The organism is Endozoicomonas sp. SESOKO1 (assembly GCF_024606265.1).
In the GTDB taxonomy this organism is placed as follows: domain Bacteria; phylum Pseudomonadota; class Gammaproteobacteria; order Pseudomonadales; family Endozoicomonadaceae; genus Endozoicomonas.
On record NZ_JAHHPP010000128.1, the window covers coordinates 1 to 24,351 of the forward strand.

Here is a 24,351-nt window from a genome sequence, read left to right on the forward strand (position 1 = left end):
CGCTTGCATCAGGCGGGTTGCATTGGTCAGCGCCTGTTGCTCATTGGTGTAGGAAGCGAACGGCAGGTCGGCCATTAACAGGGCGTCACCTGCTTTGGTACTGACACAGCGGGTGTGATAGCACATATCGTCGACAGTGACAGGCACCGTACTGGTCTGGCCCTGACAGACATTGCCAAGGGAGTCACCAACCAGTATCACTTCCACACCCTGACTGCTGGCCAGGTGAGCCTGGGTGGAATCGTAGGCAGTCAGGCTGGTGAATTTCTCACCCGCTTTTTTCATCTCGGACAGGATACTTAGGGTGACTTTAGCCATGGATAAAGACCTTGATTAGTTGCAGCCGCGGATTATACGAGAAGTGTGAAGGCTTGTCAGTTAAGGGCTTGGCACAATGGTCAAGGGTCAAGGGTCAAGCCACCCAATTTGCAACGACCAGACGGTTCAAATCCACGGATAGCTGTCGGCAACGACACTCAACCCCCGGTAACCCAGGGCATCCACCATTGCCTGCAACGGGGTTCCATCGGGAAGTTCAAGGTCCGGTGCGACATCCAGCAGCGGGCAGAGCACGAAGTTGCGAACCTGCATCTGATAGTGAGGAACGGTCAGCCTGTCTGATTCAATACGCCGGTTACCAAACAGAAGGATATCCAGGTCCAGGGTTCTTGGTCCCCAGCGTACTGATCGCACACGACCATGGGCATTTTCTATCGACTGCAGGGCATCGAGAAGCTGGAGCGGCGCTAATGTGGTATTCACGGCCACCACCGCATTGCAGTAATCTGGCTGGCCGGGCGGGCCAACCGGGTCACTGCGGTAGAGCCTGGAACAGGCAGAAACCGTCATTTGAGGCACGCTGTCAATGTCGTCTACAGCGCGCTGCAACTGAAGGTCCGGTTGCTCAAGGTTGCTACCCAGCGCCACATAAGCGGTTTCTGCCATCAGGACTCTCCGGAGCGATGTGCGGACGATGCATCACCGTTACGGGGCTTACGCCGCCGTCTTCTGCGGGTATTCCCCTGCTTTTTCTGGCCGCCATGGCTGGTCAGCGACTTGATCATGGCATGGCGGCCATGCTCATCCAGCTCCTGTATTTCTGTCCACCACTGACCGGCCGAAGCGAGGTTTTCACCGGATTGTTCCCGGAGTACCAAAAAGTCATAGGCCGCACGAAATTTGGGGTGTTCCAGCAAGCCTTCAATCAGCCTGGGTTGCCTGCGTTCCAGCCGGATCTGCAGATCCCAGATATCACGGACCATCATGGAGAACCGGCGGGGAATAGCAGTGTGATTGCACTGGTTGGTGATGACCGTCATGGATGCCTGCTGGAATGCCGGAACCGGAGGCATTCCCTGGTCCATAAACGCTCTGGCCATTCGCCTCATGGGTGCCCATAAAAGCGCAGCAAAAAGGAATGCCGGGGTGACCGGACGGCCTTGCCTGACTCGCCTGTCGGTACTTTTCAAGGACTCAATAATCAGGCTAAAGGCATGGTTGTCCATCTCTTGCTGCTCTTGTAAACAGTGCTCTGTTGCCGGAAACAGTGGACCAAACAACTGGTATTCCCGCAGTAATTCAAATGTTCGGACGCCCTGGCCGGACTGCAGCAGCTTCAGCACCTCATCAAACATTCGGGCGGCCGGAATATCACGCAGCAGGTGCCCAAGCTCACGAATGGGTTGCTCTGTTTCCGGCGCCATAGTGAAGTTGAGTTTGGCAGCAAACCGTATCGCCCTGAGCATGCGAACCGGGTCTTCATGGTAACGGGTAACCGGGTCTCCGATCAGGCGCAGGGTACCCGTGCGAATATCATCAACCCCATTGCAGAAATCAACAACACTGAAGTCGCGCCCATCGTAGTAAAGGGCGTTAACGGTGAAATCCCGGCGCATGGCATCATCTTCCATGGAGCCATACACATTATCCCGGAGAATTCTTCCGGATTCAGAGTGGCGGGACTTTTCCCGACCGTGGTGCTGCTGCTCATGGCTGGCACGGAAAGTGGCTACTTCAATCATTTCACGGCCAAAGAGCACATGAACCAGCTTGAAGCGTCGGCCAATCAGTCTGGAATTGCGAAACAGCCTGCGAACTTCTTCAGGACTGGCATTGGTCGCGACATCAAAGTCTTTTGGGTGAAGATCAAGGTAGAGATCGCGGATACACCCGCCTACCAGATACGCTTCATAGCCCTGACCATTTAACCGGTTAATCACTTTCAGCGCATTGTCGTTAATGTAACGACGGGAAACCGGATGTTTATCCCGGGGGATAATGGTTTTCTGCGGATCACGCTTTATATTAACTGAGGGCCGGTGGCGTTTTGACTGATTTCTGTTACGCATGAGCCAGAAAATAAGTGTGCCTCCAAGCACCAGGACAGCAATCGCTGTTGTATAACTGTACATTCCGGTGCCTGGCATCATAGGTTTAGCAGGGATTGTGTAAGTTGTGCAAGTTGTCTAAGTTGCTTAAAAAGTTGCATAGATAAAGTGGATTACCGTGGTTGTTTGTGGCTTTTGATCTGCTTGACCGCATTGACCTGAACGACAGGACCATAAGGGTCAGCGCTTATGATAGCACTGGCTCTGTTTTCACTCCATTTGTCTTGGCATAAGTGACAACTGTTGTCGGTTTTGATCAGAAAAATGAATGTATTGATTAGGAGAATACGCTAATGAGTTCAAATCATCAGAAGAAAGTCGCCGTCATCCTCTCTGGCTGCGGTGTGTATGACGGTACTGAAATTCATGAATCGGTACTGACGCTACTGAGTATTGAACAGCAGGGGGCAACCTGGCAGTGCTTTGCGCCTGACATCAATCAATACCACGTCATTAACCATCTGACCGGAGAAGAAAGTCAGGAACAACGGAATGTTCTGGTGGAGTCCGCCAGAATAGCGCGGGGGAATATCGAACCCCTGGCAGCGCTGAAAGTCGCTGATTTTGATGCCCTGATTGTTCCGGGTGGCTTTGGGGCAGCGAAAAACCTGTCAGATTTTGCCTTTGAGGGTGCTGGATTGCGTGTGCAGGTTGATATGATGGTTGCCGTCAAGGCCTTCTCGGAAGCAGGCAAGCCCATAGGCTTGATATGTATTGCGCCAGCAATGGCTGGCTGTATTTTTGGAGAGGGGGTTATCGCCACTATTGGTAATGACGCGGCTACTGCTGAAGCAATGGAGAAAACCGGAGTCACTCATCAGTCCTGTGCTGTTGATGAGATTGTTGTTGATGAGGCTCATAAACTGGTGACAACGCCAGCGTATATGCTGGCACAAAATATCAGTGAGGCGGCGGCAGGTATCAGTAAACTCGTTACTAAAGTGCTTTCATTGACCCGTTGATGGTGCGCTTTGGGCCTGAGAATATTCCCGGGACGTGAATATTCTCAGGAGTCCACTGACACAAAACAATCCGGTTAATTCAGGATAACGCCTGCCCTGAAATGGGCGCTGATATAGCGTGTGAAAGATGAAGGCAGTTGAACACCCCGCAGCTTACAGACCGAACCCAAGTTAGCCGAAATAAGAGAGAGCAACAAAACCTTAGCCTCTTCCTGAAATAAGGGGTCCTGGCAGTTTGCTCTCAATTCTGCTTTCTGTAGAGGTGTCAATGACCGTCTCTCTGCCACCCGATCGATAGCTGAGTCCAGATCCCTGAGTTTAGTAAACTCATCTCTTAATAGGTTTTTGAACTGCGCCTTGTTGTCGGGTGTATTGGCCCTGTGACTGATGGCAACGTCATCCCATAAAGTGTCTACCAGTCGATCAAACCTGGCTTGATCCATAGCTTCCTGTGCAAATGGATCGGCCAGGTTACTCAGCAGGCGGACAATTTCAGGGTACTGGGTCCGCTGCGCTTCGGTAAGAGAGATACAATTGCCAAAGTCGATAAACCAGACGTCTAGGTGGCCATCCGGTTTGCAACTTAACATGATATTGCCAGGGTGACAGTCGCCATGGACAACGCCATGTACCAGGGCAAGCTCACGCCACTTTGCTTTGATCTGAGAATGAACTTGCTCCAGTATATGCCTGAAAAGAGCATCATTAACCAGACGTTTGCCAAAACACCTTTGATAGACTTCTGACCGCAGCTGCTCGTTTTCCGGATCCGTCAATGCATTCAACGTGTGCCCATCCTGGAGGTATTCCATCATCAGCAGGTTATCAGCGCCAACCGCTTCGTTTATCTTTGGCACCTTGAATGTCAATGTCGTGGCCTGTGGCACCCAGTAAGTGTCCAGCCTTTCTGTTTGTTGCGTTTTTTCCAGCGTCTCCTTGAATACCAACTGGTTCTTTTTTTCTTCTTTAAGATCGCACTCAAGGACAAATGGATCAGTCATTTCCCGGATGGTCGTCCTAAGTTCTTTGGGCATGAAAAACAGCAGCATTCTTATGGATTGTAAACCTGCTGCCAGATCATCGGCTTTCCAGTCCGGAACCACTTTAGCTACCAGTGACTCATCACCTTTTTTAACTTCAAAGCAGGAACCTATGGTTCCTGATGCAATATGGCGTTGCACTGAATGATCTTGACAGCCGGCTTTATCCAGGATTGATCTCGGGACGCTGGCAGGTATTTCAGGATTGTTATCCAAAACATCCCGAATGACCCCATCAAATTTTTTCCGTTCAGACTTTGTGGTGTTCAACAGTTTTCCCAGTTCCTTTAACAGTTCCGGATTAGCCACTACCGTCTGGAGCATTTTTGGGTAAGCCGAACCCAGCCTTTGTAAATAGTTCTGCAAATGCTCGCTGGTAAACTCGTACCCAAACAGCTGGTGTTTTACAAAATAATAAGCAACCAGTGATACTTTTCCGATGGCCCGGCAGAATATGGAAATAGTGCGTGGAATGCTTTTAATTGAAGACCATGCCCTGGCTCCCAGGCCTTGCTCCTCTTCCTTCAGGCTTTTTACTTCTCCCTGGTATTGACTGACTTTCCTTCCCTGACAGGTTGATTCAACGCTGGCGGCAGAAGTGGCTAACGGCTGAACATGAGAATGTAAATAATCGGGCTGCGGCTGGAACTGAAGATGGGTGTCCATGGTTACTCCCTTAATTTGAATAATATTTATCGATTCGATGAATATTGAAATTATTGCCGTGAACCAATTGGACAATTTTTTAGCAATATCGTTCAATTTTTCGCCAGGCGGACGAGGGGAATCCTGTCAGAATTCATATAACATGATGAAAATGAGGGGCTTTCTTGATTTTTCAGCAGATTCCAAATCTGTTTATCTAATAAGGAGCCAGACTGTTGGGCTGGCTCCTGTCAAAGAGGATCGCATCAATCGATAGCATGATAATTACGTCAGCGGGGAATCAGCACATACAGCTTGCCCGGCTCCTGTTGTGGCCCGGCAATCAGGGCCGCATCTTTACCCGTGCCCATATAAATATCCCCACGGACAGGTCCCTTTATTGCGCTTCCGGTATCCTGGGCAACCATCATCTGCTGGAACTTCTCACCGGTGGCAGTGAGGCGGGTATCAAGCCACACCGGCAAGCCGAGGGGAATATAAGATGGATCAACAGCCAGTGTTCTTCCCCTGGTGGCAGGCACCCCCTGGGCGGTGATGGCGCCTTCATCAGAAAAACCGAAGAAGATGTAGCGAGGGTTCTGGTTGAGTAGCCATTCGCTTTTATCCGGATTTTTTTCAAGCCATGACCGAATGGTTTGCATGGATACTTCTTCCAGTTCTCCTTTCTGTTTCAGTATCTTCCCAATGGCCACATAGTTGTGGCCATTATTACCCGCGTATCCAACATGAATGATGTTGCCGTCGGGCAGTTCGATATTTCCTGAGCCCTGAACCTGCAGGAAGAACTTATCAACAGGACTGCTCAACCATAAGAGTACATCGCTGCTTTTTACCGACTGTTGATTGATTTGTGTCCGACTGCCATAGGGTTTCAGGAAGCCTTTCTCAACCCGGCCAACCAATCCCTGTCCACTGAGTCCAAAATCAGCAAGGCGAACCTTGACCAGATCATGGGGAAGTTTCAACAGGGGGATCGAGTATTCTTCAGAAGGGTTCAGGCTGCCAAGAATAACCGGGGAATAATAAGCGGTAAACAGGCCTTTCTCCCGGGGAGCGACGGGTACAAGTGTGAAGCTTTGCTCAAAAAAGGCTTTCAGTTGACGGTCAGGCGTTTGCGTCAGTTCTTTACACAGCAATTGCCATTGCTGGTAGGTACCCCAGGGACTTTGGTCGGTCAGCACCGAACGGCTCAAGTGCTTGCAACTGTTAACCAAAGCCGGTCTTACCGCAATCGCCTGTTCCTGGCTCCAGCCCTCCAGGTCACTGAGTGTGACTGGCTGTTGTCCCGACGCCGTGGTGAATAGCCCACAACCACTGAATAACACAGTAAACAGAAAAGGAATAAACCTTAATACGCTTGTGGTGCCTGACTTGGAAAAACGGGAGACAGAGTGCTTGGTATACTGGTTTGCAAAGGTCACGTGAGTGCTTCTGATTGATATGGCCGGTTAAACAGAAACCAGACATTGCCAACCGTCAGGTAAGGACTGGTTCCTCATTATAGAGGATGGCGCTTTAGTCGCTTACCTCCTGATCAATATAATACCAATTGTATTCGCAAACTACGCCAGGCTGAACTTATTTGTCGTATATATTGGGTGTTTCAAATGGCCCATCACAGCCAAGTTCAGGATGTTTGCCCGGATGAGAAAGAAAGAACTCATGCATTCTTTCAAAGTCAGCGGGAATATCCCCGGACATGGACATGGGAGACCCGATAATTACCTTTCTCTGCCGAAAGTCGAAGGCAATGGGCACAACCGGAACGTTGGCACCATTAGCTATATGATAAAAGCCGGTTTTCCACTTTTTCACTTTTGACCGGGTGCCCTCAGGCGCAATAACCAGCACGAAGTGCTCACTGCTGTTGATCTCTGTGATGGCCTGGTCAACCCGGTTGATGGATTTATCACGCTCAATCGGAATACCACCCAACCGACTCATCAAAACACCCAGGGGCCAGAAAAACAGCGAGTGCTTGGCAAAAAAACGGACACGTATCCGGGTTATCAGCTTAACCGCAACGCCGATGACAAAATCCCAGTTTGATGTGTGATGAGCGACGATAATCACATACTTGCCAAGGTTTTCCGGCAGGTTTCCTTCAATTTTCCATCCGCCAAGTAGCCACAGAACCAAACGTCCAAGGCCAGTCTTGAGCGGATTTTTGGGAAGGTAGTTGCTGTTGAAAGACGATTGCATATTGAACTTGCTAAAGCAGGAAAGCGCAGGAGTATGTCACTTTTGTTTCACTGCGTCAGCTTGTAAATACCCATTTACAGGAGTACTGGCTTTTTAAGCGATGCCACTTAAGATCAACAATCCTGAAGCCAGCCATTGCCAACAGAGATATCAATCTGTTCAAGGACATAACTCCACAGTTTGGGCGCCAGGTTCTCCAGGTACTGGTTCCGTCTTAAAACCTGGCTGCGGGTAACCTGATACTTTGCCCAGGTGCCTCCCTCGCTATCCATATTCTGAATTACAGGTAACAGGCAGTCCATGGCTTTGGCAAAGCGGGCATCCGGGCTATGCACCTGCTCAAACTCAAGCCAGAGTGCCTTGAACTCATCAGCCTGTTCCTCGGGCAGTAGCCCAAAGAGTCGCTCGGCAGCCTGCATTTCTTTCGTTGCCTGACCAGCCAGTTCTGTAGATTCAGCAAACGCAAATGTATCTCCTGCATCAATTTCCACAATATCATGAAGCAGTAACATCTTGATCACACGGCCAATATCAACCGGTTCTTGCGCATACTCTTTAAGCGTCATAGCCTGCACCGCAATATGCCAGCTATGTTCGGCACTGTTCTCCTGTCGGCTGTTATCAGGCTTTACCATGGTTTTTCGATAAACCGCCTTGAGTTTATCCAGTTCCTTGATAAAACCCAGCTGCTGTTCAAGCCTTGAGGAAATGTCAGACATAAATTTTGAACCATATTACCAATATTGAATCTAATTATATGAATGCTAACAGTATGAATGCTAACAGAACGCTAAGCCATCAGCTAATAAGCAACTTTAAAATCAATTAGTTAAAAAAATCTGCCAGGAGGCTGACCGAGAATAGCGCCCGTCCAGGCGACCCCGTAGCAAGGACGGCAGAAAATCGAGAAGAACCGACATAACTCATAATGCATGATCGAAATCACTGTCAGGTATTGCCTATGAACTCATCTACAGCCATAAAAAACAGCACTTTATATGTGCACCATCCCGGGAACGTATATCAAAACGATGAAGTATCTGAAGACTGCCTGTGTACCAAAACCAGGGCTTTCACTGGTAGTAACGTGCCTTTGGGAACAAGTGATGCGCTATCCGTTAGAAAGTGTGAAGTGATCAAAGGCACAGAAACATTCATGTCCAGATTGCAGCGTGATGGCAAACGCTTGCTCTTGAAAGTTTCTGAAACTCTGTGCATCCCATTAAAAGCCTGTAGCACTTTATTGAATGCGGGCATTTTTGCCGGTTATTACGTCACAGTAATGACCATTACCGGTATGGGGGCACTTACCGGGGCTATGGCCGGGATAACGTCGACAATAAAAGCACGCATTTCTTCCTCCCCGGCAGAAAAATCAATTAAGGAATACAGTGTCAGTTATGCACAACAGGTATTTAAATGGCTGGCTCTGCCCTTTGAGACATTGCCAGAGATGTTTAATTTTTCGGTGTTTCCAGTGATGGCAAGTGTCACTCTATTTGTTGCTGAAACAGTGGCTATTCCGGCAAAACGCATTTCCTTTGGTGTGTATGAACAGGTCTGGAACGCCACTTATAAAGCGACCAAAGCCTATAAACCTTTCACTGATATGACCGTGGACCTGTTTAATGACACAAAGCGATGGATTCAGAGTTGAGTAAAAAACAGGGGGTATTTATTTCCCCCCAAAATAAAAAACAACGGCTACCCTTGTTCCAGTAAACGACGCAGATCAATAATCGCCGCATTGGCACGGGAAACATAATTCGCCATCACCAGAGAGTGATTGGCCAGAAACCCAAAGCCGGAACCATTCAGTATCATCGGACTCCAGACCGTATCCTGAGTAGCCTCCAGCTCGCGGATAATCTGCCGGACACTGACTGTGGCATTTTTCTTGTCCAGAACATCAGCAAAGTCGACTTCTACAGCCCTGAGAAGATGTATCAGAGCCCAGGAAGAGCCCCGGGCCTCATAGAAAACATCGTCAATCTGTGACCACGGTGTTTTTACATCAACCAAAACAGCACCTTCGGTCGATTGGGTAGCCCCTGCATCCCCCGAAAGGTCAGTGTTCAGGCGCGGTTTACCAACGCTGGCACTCAAGCGCTGGGAAAGGCTGCCCAGACGGGTTTCTACATCCCCCAGCCAGCGAGTCAGATTATCGGCCCGGGCATAAAATTGAGCCGAGTCACTGGTATCTGACAAGCGGGTCATGTAGCTTTGCAGCTTATCAATGCCCCTCTGGTATTCCCGCTCACTGGAGGGCAGAATCCAGCTTTTTGCATCAAAATTAAACTGAGGCTCGGCCACCGCCAGGTCCGGGTCTTCCCTTGACTGTGACTGGGAGCGACTGAAGTCCTTGCGCAGTGCCCGCGCCATATCACGGACCTGGATCAGAACCCCAAGTTCCCAACTCGGCATATTATCCATCAGTACGCCCGGTGGCATGATGTCATTTCTCAGGAAACCACCCGGCTTGGTCAGCAGCGTATCTGCCAGGGTATAGAGCGTTGCCGTTGTGGTATAACCCGTGACGACACTCTGGGAATTACCAGCCGCCAGCTTTTCTGCATTGGCCTTTACTGAAAACAGATCTGGCTCCTGACTCCAGTACCAGCCAACAAGAGAAAGAAACAGAATCAGAATACCAGCACCAACGAGCAGGACTTTGCCATGAATAAGCCCCGAAATATTCTGCATACCCGACTGAAAAGCCGCTTTAATCTTTTCCAGCGCCATAATCTCCCCGTTCGTCACCGTTCAGACTTGTTATCCTGAATATGGCGTTCCAATATGGATGCGCTTACCAGATGGCCATTATCCTCTAATAATTGTGGTTGTGCGAGTTTCTGTTAAGGGAGTTAGATAGTTCGATTCCATATGGCCAGCTACTTATTCAGAATGCATCATCGCCAGCAGTGCCTTGATAAATTGTTTCCTTTTGGCCTGGTAACTATTCACAGGCTGAGTAGTCAATAGCCAGCGGTTAACTCTGTACTCAAAATCATGTCGGCAAACCTGGCCGGCCAATTTTATTTGAAGATTTTCCGTGGCTGCGTGAAGGCGTTGTTTTTCTTTTTGAAGCTGGTTGGTCCAGTCGGTTTTTCCGGGGGGAGCCTGAGAGTGCAGGGCGATAAACTGTCTGGCTTTATTCAGGGTAAGCAGGGAGCGCATCAGCAGGCCATAAATACGTTCCCTGGTGTTTTTGGGGGTGTTAAAAAGTATGGTTCGGGGCAAGTCAAATACCACCCCTTTTTGCAATTGCTCTGTCAACAGATCAAGTTTATCGGTGAGGTATTCCACCGTATCGTTCAGTAACCGGGTTTCTTCAGCAAACGACAAACACCATACCGGCCTCTCGACGCCGGGAACGGGAACCGCCAATTGCGCAGCATTGCCATAGGCAACCCTGGTATCAACACTGACCTGAAGCGCCATTGCCTTGCGACCTAAATCACCTTCTTTCAGGTGAATATTGTAGGCTTTTGGCAGTTTAATCTCCGGGCATCCCGGGATTGGCCGGATGATGATGCTTTTGGGGATTTCTGAATCCGTGTCGCTGTTCAGTGCCTGCAACTTTTCAAAGAGGGTACTGGCAGACGCTTCTATCGTGCAGATAATGTCAATATCATTAAATGGTGAGCAGAGGTTCTGTAAAAAACGCGCGTATGAACCAGTAATCAGAAGTGGGGGGTTGCTATAAGAACCATTGATTTCCTGAATAATCTCCAGTGTTTTCAGCGCTAGCGCATTTAACCGCGAAAACTGATGGTCCGGGAAATCCATCCTGCCTGTTTTTGAACATTGCCTCAGAGTTTCAGCCCGCGTGACGGCGGTACTTTCTGGTTCATCCCGGTATTGCCTGACCTGATAAGGGAATAAGCCTTCCTGGCCGGGACTGTCAACCAATAACCCCACCGACTTTATTACGCTTCGCCCTGCAATCCCTGCATCGGGAATGACATCGGGGAGGTGATCCCCACGCCACTGTCCGGCATTATAGACAGGAGTGTCTGAAATTTTTCGTTTCAACAATAACTCGTCCATGACAATATTGGCTTCGCAGCTGCATTGTTCAAACCACCAGCCCAGGGCCTGGCGCAACTTGCTTCCTTCAGGAAAACGCTGAAGGCACTCCATAACCTGTCGTGCATGGATCTCCTGTCCATCAACAGGCAGTCCCGTGATATGACAATGTGCCAGAAAGAAGAAATAAATGCGTGAATTCTGAAATGAGCGCCGCAGTGTTTTAATGGATTGCAATACCTGTTCTGCTGACACTCGCTGGTGATCAATGGTCAATTCATGCTGCATGGCCATGAATTTTAATATGCATTGCAGTCGATGCTGCTCATCTTTGACGGGTACGCTGTTCAGCATCAGCCAGGCTTGTTGCAGGATATCCTGGGCTTCGCTGGTTTCATCATACCATTGAGGTTGATTCAACCGTTGCATCAGGTACTCAGCCTGCCTTAAAGATTGATCCCCCGGTACTTCATCATACGCTTCCAATACTTTATGGTTATCCAGATAAGCGTTATTCAATACTCTTGCATTCATTGCCAGCTGAGCATAAAAAATAGCTTTTTCAAGCAACCAGCCACCGCAGTCATAATCCTTAACCACAGCCTCCGGTGTCACCTTCTGACCATTCAACAACAGGCCTCTCAGACAACATTCCCCCCTGAAGCGCCCCAGCTCCAGGTTTGCCCTGGCTGCCTGGTACCCCTTAACCACACCATCGGGTGTCACCTGCTGGCCATTTATCGGCAAGCCCCTCAGAAGACAATCCGCTGTAAAACGCGCCAGCTCCAGTAATGCCTTGATGGCCTGAAAAACCTCAACCACCTCCTCCGGCGTGACCAGCTGGCCATTTATCGGCAGGCCCCTCAGACAACATCTTTCCTTGAAGCGCGCCATCCCCAATTTGCCTTCCGGGCTGTCCGGGAAACCCTTGACCACTGCATCTGTTGTGATCTGCTGGCCATGCAACGCCAGGCCCCTCAGGCAACATTGTTCCTGAAAACGCGCCAGCTCCAGGGTTGCCCTGGCGGCCTGATAGTCCTTAACCACCCAATCCGGTGAGACCTGCCGACCATTCAAAGGCAGGCCCTTCAGGCAACATTGATCCTTAAAGCGCGCGACCCCCAATTTGCCTTCCTGGCTGTCCGGGAACCCCCTGACCACGGCATCTGTTGCGATCTGCTGCCCATTCAACAACAGCCCCCTCAGACAACATTCCGCTTTAAAACGCGCCAGTCCGAGCCGACCTTCCGGACTGCCCGGAAACTCCTTGACCACCTCATCCGCTGCAACCTGCCGGCCATTGAACAGCAAGCCATTCAGGCAACAGTGTTCCTTAAAACGTGCTATCCCCAGTTTGCCCAGTGAACTATCCGGAAACTTCTTAACCACCGCATCCGGGGTAACCTGCTGGCCATTCAATGGCAGGCCCCTCATGCAACATTCCGCCTGGAAGCGTGCTGCCCCCAGCCTGCCTTCCAGACTATCCGGAAAATCTTTTAATACCTCATCCGGAGTTACCTGCTTCCCATTCAACAACAGATCCTTCACGCAACACTGCTCTTTAAAGCGCGCTATCGTCATTGTTGCGCCGACTGCCCGGCAATACTTAACTACCATATCCGGGGTGACTTGCTGGCCATTCAACAGCAGGCCTCTCAGGCAACATTCAACTTTGAAGCGCGCCAGCTCCAGTGTCGCCCCGGCTTTTTGATAATCCTCAGCTACTGCATCCGTCGTGACCTGATCGCCATTCAATGGCAGACTTCTCAGGCAACATTCCGCTTTGAAGCGCGCCAACTCCAGTGTTGCACTGGCGGCCTGATAATCCTTGACCACTGCCTCCGGTGTGACCTGCTGGCCATTCAGCTCCAGTCCCCTCAGGCAACATTCCGCTTTGAAGCGCGCTAACGCGAGGTTGACTTTCGGACAGCCCAGAAAACTCTTGACCACCGTATCTGGCGTGACCTTCCGGCCATTCAACGGCAGCCCTCGCAGGCAACATTCCTCTTTGAAACGAGCTCTCCCCAGTCTGCCTTCCGGACTCTCCGGGAACCCCCTGACCACCATATCCGGTGTAACCTGCAGTCCATTTACTGGCAGGCCACCCAGGCAACATGCCGCCTTGAAACGCGCCAGTTCCAGTGTTGCCTTGACGGCCTGATAGCCTTTGACTATCGAATCTGGCGTAACCTGCTGGCCCTTCAACGGCAGGCCCCTGAGGCAACACTCTGCCTGGAAACGTGCTATCGCTAATTGGTACTTGTTATTTTGATCCGGTGCCCGGCTGAATTCCTCTATCACCTGGTCCGGGGTAACTTTCCTGTTGTTAATCAGAATATTCTGCAAGCACAGTTTTTGCAGGAAGAAGGCTCCTCTGAGAGACGTTCTGTCATTTCCATAGGCGCCAAGCACACCAGCCGGAGTAATCTGACGACCTTGTAATGGTTTTTTTTTCCAAAAGGCATCCTCAATGCATTTGCCATCAGCCGGGATGGAGGCTGTGTATTGATGTGACCGATGGTTTGAAACTCTTTTACCACTAAACGCACTTATGGAGCGCTGGGGTATACGGCCCGACCGGGGTTGTCGTTCATTCCAGCCAGCAGACTTCGGGTGGGGGGGAGGCAATGCAGTTGCTTTCAGAACAATACCCTGCACACTTGAACTATAAGTACCGCCCTTTGACCTTGAAATGATTATTAGGTTCCATCCAAGTACCAGGAGGAACAAATATGCACCTTAATTTGTTTGTTGGCCGGTGTGGAATTGCGTTTCTGTCGGTTATTGTTGCGATTGATATTGTTGCGATTGATATTGTTGCCATTAATAGTCAGGGTGCATCATTGCGAGTAATGACCTGATAAAGTCCTTCCTCTTGATCTCGTAGTCATTAACATGATCAGTTGTCGATAGCCAGTCATTCACTCTGCGCTCAAAATCATTACGGTAAGCATGGCGATGCAATTTCGTTTGCAGACTCGCAGCCAGTGTATCAAGTCGTTGTCGTTCTTCCTGAAGCTGGTGAGCCCGGCTGTCAGGTTTTCCGGTATTTTCCTGAGCGTGCAGGGTAATAAACTGCCTGGCTTTATTCAGGGTAAGCAGTGAGCGCATAAGCAAGCCGTAAATACGCTCATCGCGGTTTTGAGGCAAATTAAACAGAATGGTTCTTGGTATGGAAAATAACTCTCCTCTTTGCAATTGCATGGTCAGCGGGTCAAGGTTATCCGCGAGATAGTCCAGCGTACTGTTCAGTAACCGGGTTTCTTCAGCGAACGACAAACACCATACCAGCCTCTCAACGCCAGGCACGTGAACGGCCAATCGTGCTGCATTGCCATCGGTTACCCTGGCATCAATACTGACCTGAAGCCCCATGGCTTTCATACCCAAATCACCGTCTTTGAGATGAATATTGTAGGTCTTTGGCAGTTTAATCTCCTGACACCCCTGGATGGGCCAGATGACGATGCGTTTGGGGATTTCCAGCTCCCTGTCAGTGTTGAGTGCCCGCAGCCTGGCAAAGAGTATTCTGGCTGGCTTTACCATTGTGCAGACAATGTCAATATCATTGAATGATGCGCAAAGGTTCTGTAAAAAACGCGCGTATGAACCGGTAATCAGAAGCGGGGGATTGCGATAAGAATCATTGATTTCCTGAATAATTCCCAATGTTTGTAGCATTAACGCATTTAACTGCGGATGCGGGTTCAGGAAACCCGGTTCGCTTGACCAGGAGTGAACGGTGGCCTGCTCATGCAATCCGCGCCCGGGCGATACAGGGTCCGCCGGACTAACGACAACAGCAGCCTTATGCTGACTGGCAGCGGCTGCGTATCCGTCGGGACTATCACGCCATGGTATAGTGGCCCTTTTCTGTTCAAACAGTAGCTGACTCATGGTATTGGCTTGCGTACTCATTCCTGCAAACCAGGACTCCAGGGCAAAGCGCAGATTGCTTCCTTTGGGAAAACCCTGAAGGCACTGCAAAACCTGATCCGGATGGATTTTCTGTCCATCAATAGACAGTCCCGTGATATAGCAGTGAGCCAGGAAGAAGAAGTGAATACGTTTATTCCTGAATGAGTTCCTCAGTGTTGTGATGGATTGCAATACCTCTTCTGCTGACACTCGCTGATGATCAATCGACAGTTCATGCTCCATGGCCGTAAATTTCAGGATACATTGCAGTCGCTGTTGCTCATCATTGACCGATACGCTGTTCAGGATTTGCCAGGCCTGTTGAATGACACCCTGGGCTTCATTGGTTTCATCGTACCACTTACGTTGTTTCAAGCTTTGCATCAGGTATTCAGCTTGCCGTAAAGAGTGATCCCCGGGTGCTTGATTAAAGGCTGCCAATACGGCCTGGTTATCCAGATTGTTGCCATTCAATTCCAGGGCATTCAATGCCAGCTTCGCATAAAAAATAGCTCTTTCGAGCAACCAGCCGCCGCGTTCAAAATCCTTGACTACGGCATCCGGCGTAACCTGCTGGCCATTCAACGTCAGGCCCCTCAGGCAACACTCCTCTTTGAAACGCACCATCCCCAGTTTGCCCTCTGGACTTCCCGGAAAATCATTGACCACCTCTTCTGGTGTGACCGGCTGGCCCTGCAACACCAGGCCCATCAGGCAACACTGTGCCTTAAAGCGCGCTATCGCCAGTTGGCCTTCCAGTCCATTCGGGTAACCCTTAATCACCGCATCCGGTGAAACCTGCTGGCCATTCAGCGGCAGTTCCGACAGGCAACACAGTTCCTTAAAGCGGGCTATACCCAGTCTGCCCTTTGAGTTATCCGGGAAAGCCTTAACCACCACATACGGAGTGACCTTCCTGCCCTTCAACACCAGGCCCCTCAGGCAACATTCTGCCTTGAAGCGCGCCAGCTCCAGTGGCGCCCTGGCTGCCCGATAATCGTTAACCACCTCATCCGGTGTGACCGGCTGGCCGTTCAACACCAGGCCCAGCAGACAGCAATCCTGTTTGAAGCGCGCCAGCCCCAGTGCTTCGTTGGCTGTCTGAAAAGCCTTAACCACCTCATCCGGTGCCACCTGCTGGCCATTCAACGCCAGGCCCCTCAGGCAACATTCCTCTTTGAAACGCGCCAGCTCCAGTGGTGCCCTGGCTGCCCGATAATCATTAACCACCTCAGCCGGTGTGACCGGCTGGCCATTCAACGCCAGGCCCTGCAGACAGCAATTCTGTTTGAAGCGCGCCAGCCCCAGTGCTTCGTTGGCTGACTGAAAAGCCTTAACCACCTCATCCGGTGACACCTGCCGGCTATTCAACGCCAGACCCCTCAGGCAACAGGCCTCCTTGAAGCGCGCCAGCTCCAGTGGTGCCCTGGCTGCCCGATAATCGTTAACCACCTCATCCGGTGCCACCTGCTGGCCATGCAACACCAGGCCCCTCAGGCAACAATCCTCTTTGAAGCGCGCCAGCCCCAGTGGTGCGTTGGCTGCCTGAAAATCCTTGACCACGGCATCCGGTGTGACCTGCCGACCATTCAACACCAGGCCCCTCAGGCAACATTCTGCCTTGAAATGCGTAAGTTTCAGCGTTGCCCTGACGGCCTGATAATCCTTAACCACGGCATCCGGTGTCACCGGCTGGCCATTCAATGCCAGGCCCATCAGACAACATTCCGCTTTGAAGCAGGCAAGACCCATTGGTGCATTGGCTGCCTGATAATCCTTGACCACCGTATCCGGTATCACATGCCGGCCATACAACGACAGCTCCTTGAGGCAACATTCTGCCCTGAAACGCGCCAGCCCCAGTTTGCCTTGGGAATTATCCGGGAAATCCTTAACCACCATCTCCGGTGTCACCGGCTGGCCAGTCAATAACAGCCCCCTGAGGCAACATTCTGCCTTGAAGCGCGCCAGCCCCAGCCGACCTTCGGGATTTTCCGGGAAATCCTCAACCACTGCGTCCGGTGGGACCGGCCTGCCCTTCAACGACAGGCCCATCAGGCAACATTGTTCCTTAAAGCGTGCTGCCCCCAGTTTGCCTTTCGGGCTATCCGGAAAATCCCTGACCACCGCATCCGGTGGGACCGGCTGGCCACCCAGCGGCAGCCCCTTCAGGCAGCATTCCGCTTTGAAGCGCGCCAGCTCCAGTGTGGCGTTGGCTGCCTGATAATCCCTGACCACCGCATCCGGCATGACCTGCTGACCACCCAACACCAGACCCATCAGGCAACATTCCTCTTTGAAGCGCGCCAGCCCCAACCTGCCTTCCGGACTAACCGGGAAATCCCTGACCACCTCATCTGGCTTGATCGTTCGACCATTCAACACCAGGCCCGTCAGGCAACATTCCACTTTGAAGCGTGCCATCGCCAATTGGCACTTGTTATTTCGACCTGGCTTTCGGTTGAATTCCACAATGACCTGGTCCGGAGTAACTTCGCTATTGCCATGCATAATGTTTTGCAAGCAAAGCTTTTGCAGAAAGAAACCACCCCGAAGAGACGTGATGTCATTTCCATAGGCGGCAAGCACATCAGCCGAGTTGATTTGACGGCCTTGTAATGGTTTTTTTTTCCAAAAGGCATCCTCAATACGCCTGCCATCATCCAGGTTGGTGGCCGCAACTCTATACGACTGATGACTTGTGACTCTTTTGCCGTTAAATTTTCCGTTAAATGTACGTCCAGATCGGTCAGGAATCCTGCCTGAACCGGCTTGTTGCTTAGCTGCAGGTTTTTTGGGGGGGCAGGTTGATACTGTTGCTTTCAGAGGACCCCCTGCACATTGGAACCATTACTAACGCCGTTTGACCTCAAAATGAATAGCGGGTTCACTGCATTGCTTTTGAGCGACGGCAAAGAACCAATGTCCCCATTTGGATGGAAGCAGGTGAAATAGCATCCGGAATATTACCAACCGATTCCTGATCTGATACGGAATCTGCGGTGATCGGCGAGGACGGTAAGGAAAAACCGTCAAAAGGTGATAACAGGGTTGGCGGCGGAGTAAATCTATGCGTATAATCCAACCGCTTCAGGGCCTATAGCTCAGTTGGTTAGAGCAGCGGACTCATAATCCGTTGGTCGAAGGTTCAAGTCCTTCTGGGCCCACCATAAAACAACTTAATTATCAAAAAGTTAGTAGTCAGGCTACTCATCCCTTCTTGTCCTGACTCCCTTTAATTGTCCACATTTTGACCACAAAAAAAACATGGATACCTTTATTTTTATTGACTAGGAATAGGGCTAATACACTTTTAGCAAGGGTGATTCCCGATAGGGGGTCACCCTCAGCAAAGCGTCAATTAAAAGCCCTAAAGGTTCCAAGTCAATAAAAATCAAGGAGGCTCCGTGTTTTCCCTGATGCTTGATATAGGATTAAACCTAAGTGCTTTCTCTAAATGATCCGGTGCTAGGTGGGCATACCTCATAGTCATCATAAGGGATTGATGACCAAGCACCCTTTGAAGGGTTAAAATATCACCTCCATTCATCATGAAATGACTGGCGAATGTGTGCCTCAATATATGAGTTAGCTGACCTCTAGGTAAATTTAACTTTAAATCTTTGCAAGCTTTTCTGAATACCCCATAACAGGGAATGAAAAGACTATCAACCCCTCTTCTCTCCTGCATAATCGAGTTATAAAGCCATTTTTCTATAGGAACTGTCCTAGCTTTTCCACTTTTAGTCCTTGCAAAAGTAATTCTATATTTTGAAATTTGCGAATCTCTTAACTCTTCTGCCTCGCTCCACCTAGCACCAGTAGCAAGGCAAATTTTACTAATAATAGCGGCATTGTTTTTATCTCTTCTTGATTCCAGACTATCAAGTAAAATTGATACCTGCTGATCAGTTAAATACGACAGCTCTTGTTCATCTATCTTAATTTTCTTTACCGTCGATAGAGGGTTTCCATGCTTCCAATCCCCCAATCTTTCCAGTTCATTATATATTGCTCGGAAATACGCCAAATAATGATTTACTGTATTCTCAGTAACCTTCATTTTCCCTATAGAGCCTTCAAGCTTTAAAGACCTGAACTCTATAAACGCTTTTGAATCAAAAGTTCTAGCTATAGGGTCTCCAGCTTCCTCGCAGATAGTCAATAGCATATTTTTTCTATCTTCCCCTGTTTTAAGGCTTCTTCCGTGTAATTCGTACCACTTAAAAACAAGATCGCTTAATCGTCGATTGTCTGGTTTATCTGGATTCCATTCTTTATCTTGAAATGCCTTATTCTTTATATACAGCTCGTATCGCTGCGCCTCGCCTTTTGTATTGAACGTTTTCCTGTATCGCCTAGTCCCTCTACCATTAATCCTAAAATCAGCAATCCAGCCTGCTTCTGTTCGCTTGATAGCCATTTCTTATTATCTCCTGTCCATTAGGTCAATTAGACACCTATTAATTGCAATAGTGCCGCCCCTGCTGGAAAGCTCAGCCCAGCAGGGCGCGGTAAGAGAAGTTCCCTGTAGCACTTCTCTAATAACGACCACAGGAGGCCGATAGATTCATAAAGAATAGGTTTTATATATCTTTTACTTCGATCTATTTATCCTTTCGTCTGAAATCGCATATTTTTTAGAAATCAGTGGTTTTCAATGGGAAAGATTGGAAATCATCGACTATAGTTAAATTAAAGGAACAAGAGGGGAGGGGGTCATGAGTAAGGCGAAAGGAGATAAAGAAAATAAAGTCTCGTTTGTTATTCAGGTTGATAGGGAGGTAATGCAAGAGATTAGAGATATTGCGGAATTTGAGGAAAGGTCTGTAAGCTCGGTTATCAGGCAAGCTATAAAGGTTTTTCTATTGGATAGAACTAAATCAAATGGAGTTCAAAGAAATGAAAAAGAAAAATGATCAAGATAATTCCCGTAAAGAATCCATACAAGTTGTAGTAAAAGAGCACACAAACATAATAGATGCCATGAAATCTATTCAAGCTTCTGGCTTAATGCCTACACGAAAGAAAAGGATCTATACAAAAGAAGAAAAAGAACAATGGATGAGAGAGTGTTTAAGGAGAAATGGTATAGAGGAATAGGAAAAACGCTACTGATAAGTGCCACTAACACTTATCAGTAACTAACCAAAATAGCACAATAGGAGGTGCTACTATGGCTACTTTTCAGAATAACATAACTACCGTATCAATGGAAAATAAAATGTTGGACAAGTTTTCTATTGAGGCTCTGGATTACGAACACGAACAAGAAATAAATATTGATGCATCTTTTATTAATTACTTCGATCCGTCCATTACTAGGGGTAAGGCTTGTTATAAGGAATTAACAAAGTCTCAACTAAAGCTAGCAAAAAAGGCAAAATCTGATTTTATGTCAGATTATGAATTGCATAAAAATCTAGCTTCTAATTTTATACGGCCAAGTACTTATTTTTTTAGACAGCTAATGATGGTTTCTAATTACTGGCGTCCAATGGAGTCTAAGCACGCTTACTTGTATGCAGTTTCTCATGATTTCGCTATGCAAGAACACTACCTTTTTTCTTCAAATTCTCAAATGAAAGCAGTCATAAGCAAAATGGAGCAGTATCAAGAATCACTGCGTAAATAAGGATATTTACCATGAAACATATACCACGTTATGAGCTTTCATCGAATGGAATAGAAACATCTATTTCTGATAAAGGTTTACTGTTTGTGCATAGTAAAGACGGGGTAGTTAAGGATTTCTATAAGTCAGGTTTTCAAGTTGTAGGGGTATTCGTCGATACGATACGCCCTATGTATAAAGGTGCTATTAATATAGATTTTTTAACTTCTCTTATACAGTCATTTGATGCTGGCGAAAACTCTATGTTTTTTGATGATATCGAATGGTCAATTAGAAAATCTTCCAAGTCATCAGGTTATCAATACATTCTTCAAAATAATGATATCGGCTTAACCATTCTCTATAAAAACTGGCATAAAAAACCGGATGTACCTGCGGCTCACTTAAAAATAGAGTGCTCTCCTTGGTTTATCGATAAGAGACCAATAAATGAAATACAAGACAGTGTTAATATGTATGCTGAAAAAATGCTGCTTAATCCAGAGCCTAATAATTTACCGATACATTTAGCTGTCGATGTTCAGGGGTGGGAGCCTGATAAAGAAATGCCTAGCAGGATAAAACATAAGGCCAAAAGAACGGCAGAATCTCATTATAGAAACGTTGTTGAATTTGATATTGAAGATGTCAATGTTATTTACAACAATGCGCAGTCCTTTAGAATAGGAGCGGCTTCTAGTGTACAACTAGCTATTTATAATAAAACACGACAATCTAAAGATATTGATAAATTAGATTATATGCGCTTTAAATGGTCAAGCTTCAATAAGAACTATGATGATGAAAAGACAACCTTCCGTATTGAGTTACGCTTACATCATACCGTTTTGCGTCAATTTTGCTGGGGTAGTTTTAACGTTCATACAGGTTCTATGGATTTAGAGTTATTCACGTATCAAGACGTAGTACCACATATTAATGCTTTATGGCTCTACGCATTGGAGAGATTCAAGTTTATGTACAACAAAAGATATTATGATCCACTATGGACGATATTAATGAACGATATTGATTTTAATAGTAAAATCTCCGAATCTTCTAAGTATTGCTACCAGAGAGCCTACAAAAAGTCTGGTACTGGTCACAATGGAAACAATGTTTACTTGACCCTAGGAAATTTGATGCCTCAGTACACTAGAAATAGCCTTCCCTTTGACCAGTACCTTAATGATATTCAATCCTTATCAATATGGAATCAGATGATAGAACACTATGAAAGTAAGGGTGTACCAGAGCATGAGTTTATAGAGCGTGAAAGGGCTAAATATAATGAACAGATACGGTCTGGTAAATCAATCTAAGTGTCCACATTTTGACCACGAAATAGGGGAATAATGGGGTATAATGGGGAAAATTAATTTTCATAATTAATTGAAAACAAAGGATATATAAACAAAATCAGTACGTTAGTTTAACTGCTTACAATGTCTCATAATCCGTTGGTCCCAGGTTCAAGTCCTGGTGGGCCCACCATTCATCAAAGACTCCTTGTTCTTATTTTCTGAAAAAACCTTCCTGCCTGTTTTTTCCTTTTGTCAAACGACCAGTTCTTATCTAAAGGTTACTCAAGAGCCGCTTAGGGACACAATTCAGGATGTAAAAAAATCACCAGCTGATCAGTAATCAGAGGGGAACCCGTGTTATTTGCAATGCTTTGACCGCGTTGCCTGCCAATAATGAGCTTTGCAGGTATGCAACCCGAATCAGCCTAAGCCGGGAAACTGAATTCCCCATTCAGAGCGTCACCACTCATTCTGAGTTCGGTTGCAGTCTGCCGACACTGCACAGGTGTATATACGAAAACGCCCCGATAAATTATCAGGGCGCAAAATCGACACGTCAGGTTTCAGAATGTCCCTGAGTTCCTGTAATGTCAATGGCTGAAGGATCGGGAATGCGCCTCAATTTTATTCAGATGACGTTTATACCGTGGTTCTTTTTCTCTAGGAATATCGTAATCGATAACGGCCTTTATGGATTGAATTATGGCAACAACGGTCATTAATACCGACGCGATTACCATCGGCATATACCAGCCGCCGTCATTTTTGAATGCCACACAGTTATAGAACCACCATATAGCAGGATTCGACCAGGACAGTGCGTGGTCATAGATTGCAGAACGATTACGAATAAATGTGATGACTTGCTGTTTAGCGTTCACTGTTGTTTTTTTTGATACCTGTGCTCAAGAGACTTTGATTCTACTACCTTGATACCGGACTGAATACCCTCAGATATGCCTCTGTCGGTATAGGTCACTGACTTATACGCCACTTGTCGTCAGGCTAAACCGGCATCAATGCCTAAAAGTTGATGTATCAAGTAGGTAAGTAGCATATTCTGGAAATGAACTTGCTAATACCCTTGCCATGCAGTTCTTCTGATCAAGAGAAAAATATTGTCCTGCGTGTGAGTCGCGAGCGCGAAGCATCAGGTTTGCTGTCTCAAAAACCTGTGGCAGTTTCTTGCTGATCCCATGGCCATCTTATACCTCGGTCCTGAGGATGTGGTGCATTGTATGGGGTTAAACGCTTTATCGACACTGATCCCCATAGTCCTCTACCGCCCTCCCCGGATGATACCAACAAAGAGGTTTGTCTCATTCATTGCTGAAATAATTGCAACACGCACAAGTGTTTGTGTTTCACACAGGTATTTGCACAGGAAAGTATTACTCCACGGGCCATTTTTGCGTAAACTAGCGTTACCTTTCGACAGGCTCCCCCCCTGTCAACAGAGAGCCTGAACCCTATTGGACGATTCTGTTTCTGCAGTAAGGAATCCCCCTCATGAATCACAAACGTGCCAGGCACCGGCAAACCGGTTTTACCCTGTTGGAAATTATGGTGGTCATCGTCATTCTTGGTGTATTGGCCAGTATGGTGGTGCCTAATATTCTGGGCAACAAAGAGCAGGCGGACCGGCAAAAGGCGGTCAGTGATATTGTCACCCTGGAAAATGCCCTGGATATGTACAAGCTGGAAAACAACTTCTACCCCAGCACCCAGCAGGGGCTTGAGGCGCTGATCGAAAAACCGTCGGGCTCACCGCAGCCAAAATCCTACCGGGAGGATGGCTACATCCGTCGTCTGCCACAGGACCCCTGGGGCACTGACTACCTGCTGCTGAGCCCCGGTGAGCATGGCTCAATCGATATTTTCTCCGCGGGCCCGGACCGCCAGCCAGGGACCGATGATGATATTGGTAACTGGAACCTGAACGATTGATTTCCCCTGTTCGCCACCATCAATCCCCGGGCTTTACCCTGCTGGAAATCATGCTGGTGCTGTTACTGACCGGGCTGATGCTGTCCACGGTGATCCCCACCCTGGTACCGGATAGCCTGTCAGGACAGGTCAATACCCTGGCTGAACAGCTGCTGGCCACTACCCGTCAGCAGCAACAGCAGGCCATGCTCAGCGGCCAGGACCGGGGTCTGAAACTGTTTGATGATGGTTATCAGTTCCTGCAATTCCGGCAGGGGAGCTGGCAGCCACTGGGTAGCGAGC

21 protein-coding genes and 1 tRNA gene are annotated in these 24,351 nt (G+C 48.2%); 10 read left to right on the plus strand and 12 right to left on the minus strand.

Going from position 1 to position 24,351, the window contains the following annotated elements; genetic code table 11:
• The 3 genes from KDK13_RS06410 to pcnB all read right to left on the minus strand — a co-directional run.
• Positions 1-318, minus strand: a 318-nt coding sequence (locus KDK13_RS06410; RefSeq protein WP_257284147.1) for a 3-methyl-2-oxobutanoate hydroxymethyltransferase, incomplete at its 3' end; no start/stop codon positions are given.
• Positions 319-444: 126 nt separating this feature from the next.
• Entirely contained in the window at positions 445-945 is a 501-nt protein-coding gene (folK, locus tag KDK13_RS06415; protein ID WP_257284148.1) for a 2-amino-4-hydroxy-6-hydroxymethyldihydropteridine diphosphokinase, read from the minus strand.
• Positions 945-2,411, minus strand: a complete 1,467-nt coding sequence (gene pcnB, locus KDK13_RS06420) for a polynucleotide adenylyltransferase PcnB (protein ID WP_257284149.1) — start codon at positions 2,409-2,411, stop codon at positions 945-947. Before pcnB ends, folK begins: the two co-directional genes overlap by 1 nt.
• Before the next feature lie 269 nt (positions 2,412-2,680).
• On the opposite strand from pcnB, the gene elbB reads away from it, so the two are divergent.
• Positions 2,681-3,349 carry an isoprenoid biosynthesis glyoxalase ElbB gene (gene elbB, locus KDK13_RS06425; RefSeq protein WP_257284150.1) on the plus strand — a complete coding sequence of 223 codons (669 nt, stop codon included), beginning with the start codon at positions 2,681-2,683 and terminating at the stop codon, positions 3,347-3,349.
• A 74-nt stretch (positions 3,350-3,423) separates the two neighbouring features.
• On the opposite strand, the gene KDK13_RS06430 is transcribed toward elbB, so the two are convergent.
• From KDK13_RS06430 to KDK13_RS06445, 4 genes are all read right to left on the minus strand, one after another.
• Positions 3,424-5,055: an AarF/UbiB family protein gene (locus tag KDK13_RS06430; RefSeq protein ID WP_257284151.1), complete on the minus strand. Its 1,632-nt coding sequence runs from the start codon at positions 5,053-5,055 to the stop codon at positions 3,424-3,426.
• Positions 5,056-5,324: 269 nt separating this feature from the next.
• Complete coding sequence (locus KDK13_RS06435) at positions 5,325-6,476, minus strand: MltA domain-containing protein (RefSeq protein WP_257284152.1); 1,152 nt, start codon at positions 6,474-6,476, stop codon at positions 5,325-5,327.
• 157 nt (positions 6,477-6,633) lie between these two features.
• Complete coding sequence (locus tag KDK13_RS06440; protein WP_257284153.1) at positions 6,634-7,257, minus strand: lysophospholipid acyltransferase family protein; 624 nt, start codon at positions 7,255-7,257, stop codon at positions 6,634-6,636.
• Between the two features lie 113 nt (positions 7,258-7,370).
• A complete protein-coding gene (locus KDK13_RS06445; RefSeq protein WP_257284154.1) occupies positions 7,371-7,976 on the minus strand; it encodes an HD family hydrolase in 606 nt (201 codons plus the stop codon).
• Between the two features lie 242 nt (positions 7,977-8,218).
• Here KDK13_RS06445 and KDK13_RS06450 point away from each other — a divergent pair, with 242 nt between their 5' ends.
• Entirely contained in the window at positions 8,219-8,914 is a 696-nt protein-coding gene (locus tag KDK13_RS06450; protein WP_257284155.1) for a hypothetical protein, read from the plus strand.
• 47 nt (positions 8,915-8,961) lie between these two features.
• Here the strand turns inward: KDK13_RS06450 and KDK13_RS06455 are convergent, their stop codons facing one another.
• On the minus strand, positions 8,962-9,999 hold the full coding sequence (locus KDK13_RS06455; RefSeq protein ID WP_257284156.1) for a DUF2333 family protein: 1,038 nt from the start codon (positions 9,997-9,999) through the stop codon (positions 8,962-8,964).
• Between the two features lie 153 nt (positions 10,000-10,152).
• Positions 10,153-13,944, minus strand: coding sequence for a hypothetical protein (locus KDK13_RS06460; RefSeq protein WP_257284157.1), 3,792 nt, complete (start codon positions 13,942-13,944; stop codon positions 10,153-10,155).
• Positions 13,945-14,018: 74 nt separating this feature from the next.
• Here KDK13_RS06460 and KDK13_RS06465 point away from each other — a divergent pair, with 74 nt between their 5' ends.
• Positions 14,019-14,147: a hypothetical protein gene (locus tag KDK13_RS06465; protein WP_257284158.1), complete on the plus strand. Its 129-nt coding sequence runs from the start codon at positions 14,019-14,021 to the stop codon at positions 14,145-14,147.
• Here the strand turns inward: KDK13_RS06465 and KDK13_RS06470 are convergent.
• Entirely contained in the window at positions 14,110-17,727 is a 3,618-nt protein-coding gene (locus tag KDK13_RS06470) for a hypothetical protein (RefSeq protein ID WP_257284159.1), read from the minus strand. The genes KDK13_RS06465 and KDK13_RS06470 overlap by 38 nt on opposite strands.
• A 570-nt stretch (positions 17,728-18,297) precedes the next feature.
• Between KDK13_RS06470 and KDK13_RS06475 the strand changes: the two genes are divergently transcribed.
• Positions 18,298-18,374: transfer RNA gene (locus KDK13_RS06475), tRNA-Ile, on the plus strand.
• 224 nt (positions 18,375-18,598) lie between these two features.
• Here the strand turns inward: KDK13_RS06475 and KDK13_RS06480 are convergent.
• The gene (locus KDK13_RS06480; RefSeq protein ID WP_257284160.1) at positions 18,599-19,627 is read right to left on the minus strand and encodes a tyrosine-type recombinase/integrase; all 1,029 of its coding nucleotides are present in this window, start codon (positions 19,625-19,627) and stop codon (positions 18,599-18,601) included.
• A 298-nt stretch (positions 19,628-19,925) separates the two neighbouring features.
• Between KDK13_RS06480 and KDK13_RS06485 the strand changes: the two genes are divergently transcribed.
• From KDK13_RS06485 to KDK13_RS06500, 4 genes are all read left to right on the plus strand, one after another.
• On the plus strand, positions 19,926-20,123 hold the full coding sequence (locus tag KDK13_RS06485; protein ID WP_257284161.1) for a hypothetical protein: 198 nt from the start codon (positions 19,926-19,928) through the stop codon (positions 20,121-20,123).
• Positions 20,107-20,307 (plus strand): hypothetical protein, encoded by a 201-nt coding sequence (locus KDK13_RS06490; RefSeq protein WP_257284162.1) that lies wholly within the window; start codon positions 20,107-20,109, stop codon positions 20,305-20,307. The genes KDK13_RS06485 and KDK13_RS06490 overlap by 17 nt, the downstream gene beginning before the upstream one ends.
• 73 nt (positions 20,308-20,380) lie before the next feature.
• A complete protein-coding gene (locus KDK13_RS06495) occupies positions 20,381-20,839 on the plus strand; it encodes a hypothetical protein (RefSeq protein ID WP_257284163.1) in 459 nt (152 codons plus the stop codon).
• 11 nt (positions 20,840-20,850) lie between these two features.
• Positions 20,851-22,140: a hypothetical protein gene (locus KDK13_RS06500; RefSeq protein WP_257284164.1), complete on the plus strand. Its 1,290-nt coding sequence runs from the start codon at positions 20,851-20,853 to the stop codon at positions 22,138-22,140.
• Positions 22,141-22,712: 572 nt separating this feature from the next.
• Here the strand turns inward: KDK13_RS06500 and KDK13_RS06505 are convergent.
• Positions 22,713-22,868 (minus strand): hypothetical protein, encoded by a 156-nt coding sequence (locus tag KDK13_RS06505; protein WP_257284165.1) that lies wholly within the window; start codon positions 22,866-22,868, stop codon positions 22,713-22,715.
• Between the two features lie 763 nt (positions 22,869-23,631).
• On the opposite strand from KDK13_RS06505, the gene gspG reads away from it, so the two are divergent.
• Together gspG and KDK13_RS06515 are read left to right on the plus strand one after the other, a co-directional pair.
• Entirely contained in the window at positions 23,632-24,069 is a 438-nt protein-coding gene (gene gspG / locus KDK13_RS06510) for a type II secretion system major pseudopilin GspG (RefSeq protein WP_257284166.1), read from the plus strand.
• On the plus strand, positions 24,066-24,351 hold a 286-nt coding region (locus KDK13_RS06515; protein WP_257284167.1), incomplete at its 3' end, for a prepilin-type N-terminal cleavage/methylation domain-containing protein. The genes gspG and KDK13_RS06515, both read left to right, overlap by 4 nt.

What these genes read in the sequence shown, in the direction of transcription:
- pcnB (WP_257284149.1), bottom strand. Translation starts at nt 2,411, where the DNA reads ATGTACAGTTATACAACAGCGATTGCTGTCCTGGTGCTTGGAGGCACA.
- KDK13_RS06505 (WP_257284165.1), bottom strand. Translation starts at nt 22,868, where the DNA reads ATGCCGATGGTAATCGCGTCGGTATTAATGACCGTTGTTGCCATAATT.
- KDK13_RS06465 (WP_257284158.1), top strand. Translation starts at nt 14,019, where the DNA reads ATGCACCTTAATTTGTTTGTTGGCCGGTGTGGAATTGCGTTTCTGTCG.
- KDK13_RS06500 (WP_257284164.1), top strand. Translation starts at nt 20,851, where the DNA reads ATGAAACATATACCACGTTATGAGCTTTCATCGAATGGAATAGAAACA.
- KDK13_RS06440 (WP_257284153.1), bottom strand. Translation starts at nt 7,257, where the DNA reads ATGCAATCGTCTTTCAACAGCAACTACCTTCCCAAAAATCCGCTCAAG.
- KDK13_RS06445 (WP_257284154.1), bottom strand. Translation starts at nt 7,976, where the DNA reads ATGTCTGACATTTCCTCAAGGCTTGAACAGCAGCTGGGTTTTATCAAG.
- elbB (WP_257284150.1), top strand. Translation starts at nt 2,681, where the DNA reads ATGAGTTCAAATCATCAGAAGAAAGTCGCCGTCATCCTCTCTGGCTGC.
- KDK13_RS06490 (WP_257284162.1), top strand. Translation starts at nt 20,107, where the DNA reads ATGAAAAAGAAAAATGATCAAGATAATTCCCGTAAAGAATCCATACAA.
- KDK13_RS06430 (WP_257284151.1), bottom strand. Translation starts at nt 5,055, where the DNA reads ATGGACACCCATCTTCAGTTCCAGCCGCAGCCCGATTATTTACATTCT.
- folK (WP_257284148.1), bottom strand. Translation starts at nt 945, where the DNA reads ATGGCAGAAACCGCTTATGTGGCGCTGGGTAGCAACCTTGAGCAACCG.
- KDK13_RS06480 (WP_257284160.1), bottom strand. Translation starts at nt 19,627, where the DNA reads ATGGCTATCAAGCGAACAGAAGCAGGCTGGATTGCTGATTTTAGGATT.
- KDK13_RS06495 (WP_257284163.1), top strand. Translation starts at nt 20,381, where the DNA reads ATGGCTACTTTTCAGAATAACATAACTACCGTATCAATGGAAAATAAA.
- gspG (WP_257284166.1), top strand. Translation starts at nt 23,632, where the DNA reads ATGAATCACAAACGTGCCAGGCACCGGCAAACCGGTTTTACCCTGTTG.
- KDK13_RS06455 (WP_257284156.1), bottom strand. Translation starts at nt 9,999, where the DNA reads ATGGCGCTGGAAAAGATTAAAGCGGCTTTTCAGTCGGGTATGCAGAAT.
- KDK13_RS06450 (WP_257284155.1), top strand. Translation starts at nt 8,219, where the DNA reads ATGAACTCATCTACAGCCATAAAAAACAGCACTTTATATGTGCACCAT.
- KDK13_RS06485 (WP_257284161.1), top strand. Translation starts at nt 19,926, where the DNA reads ATGAGTAAGGCGAAAGGAGATAAAGAAAATAAAGTCTCGTTTGTTATT.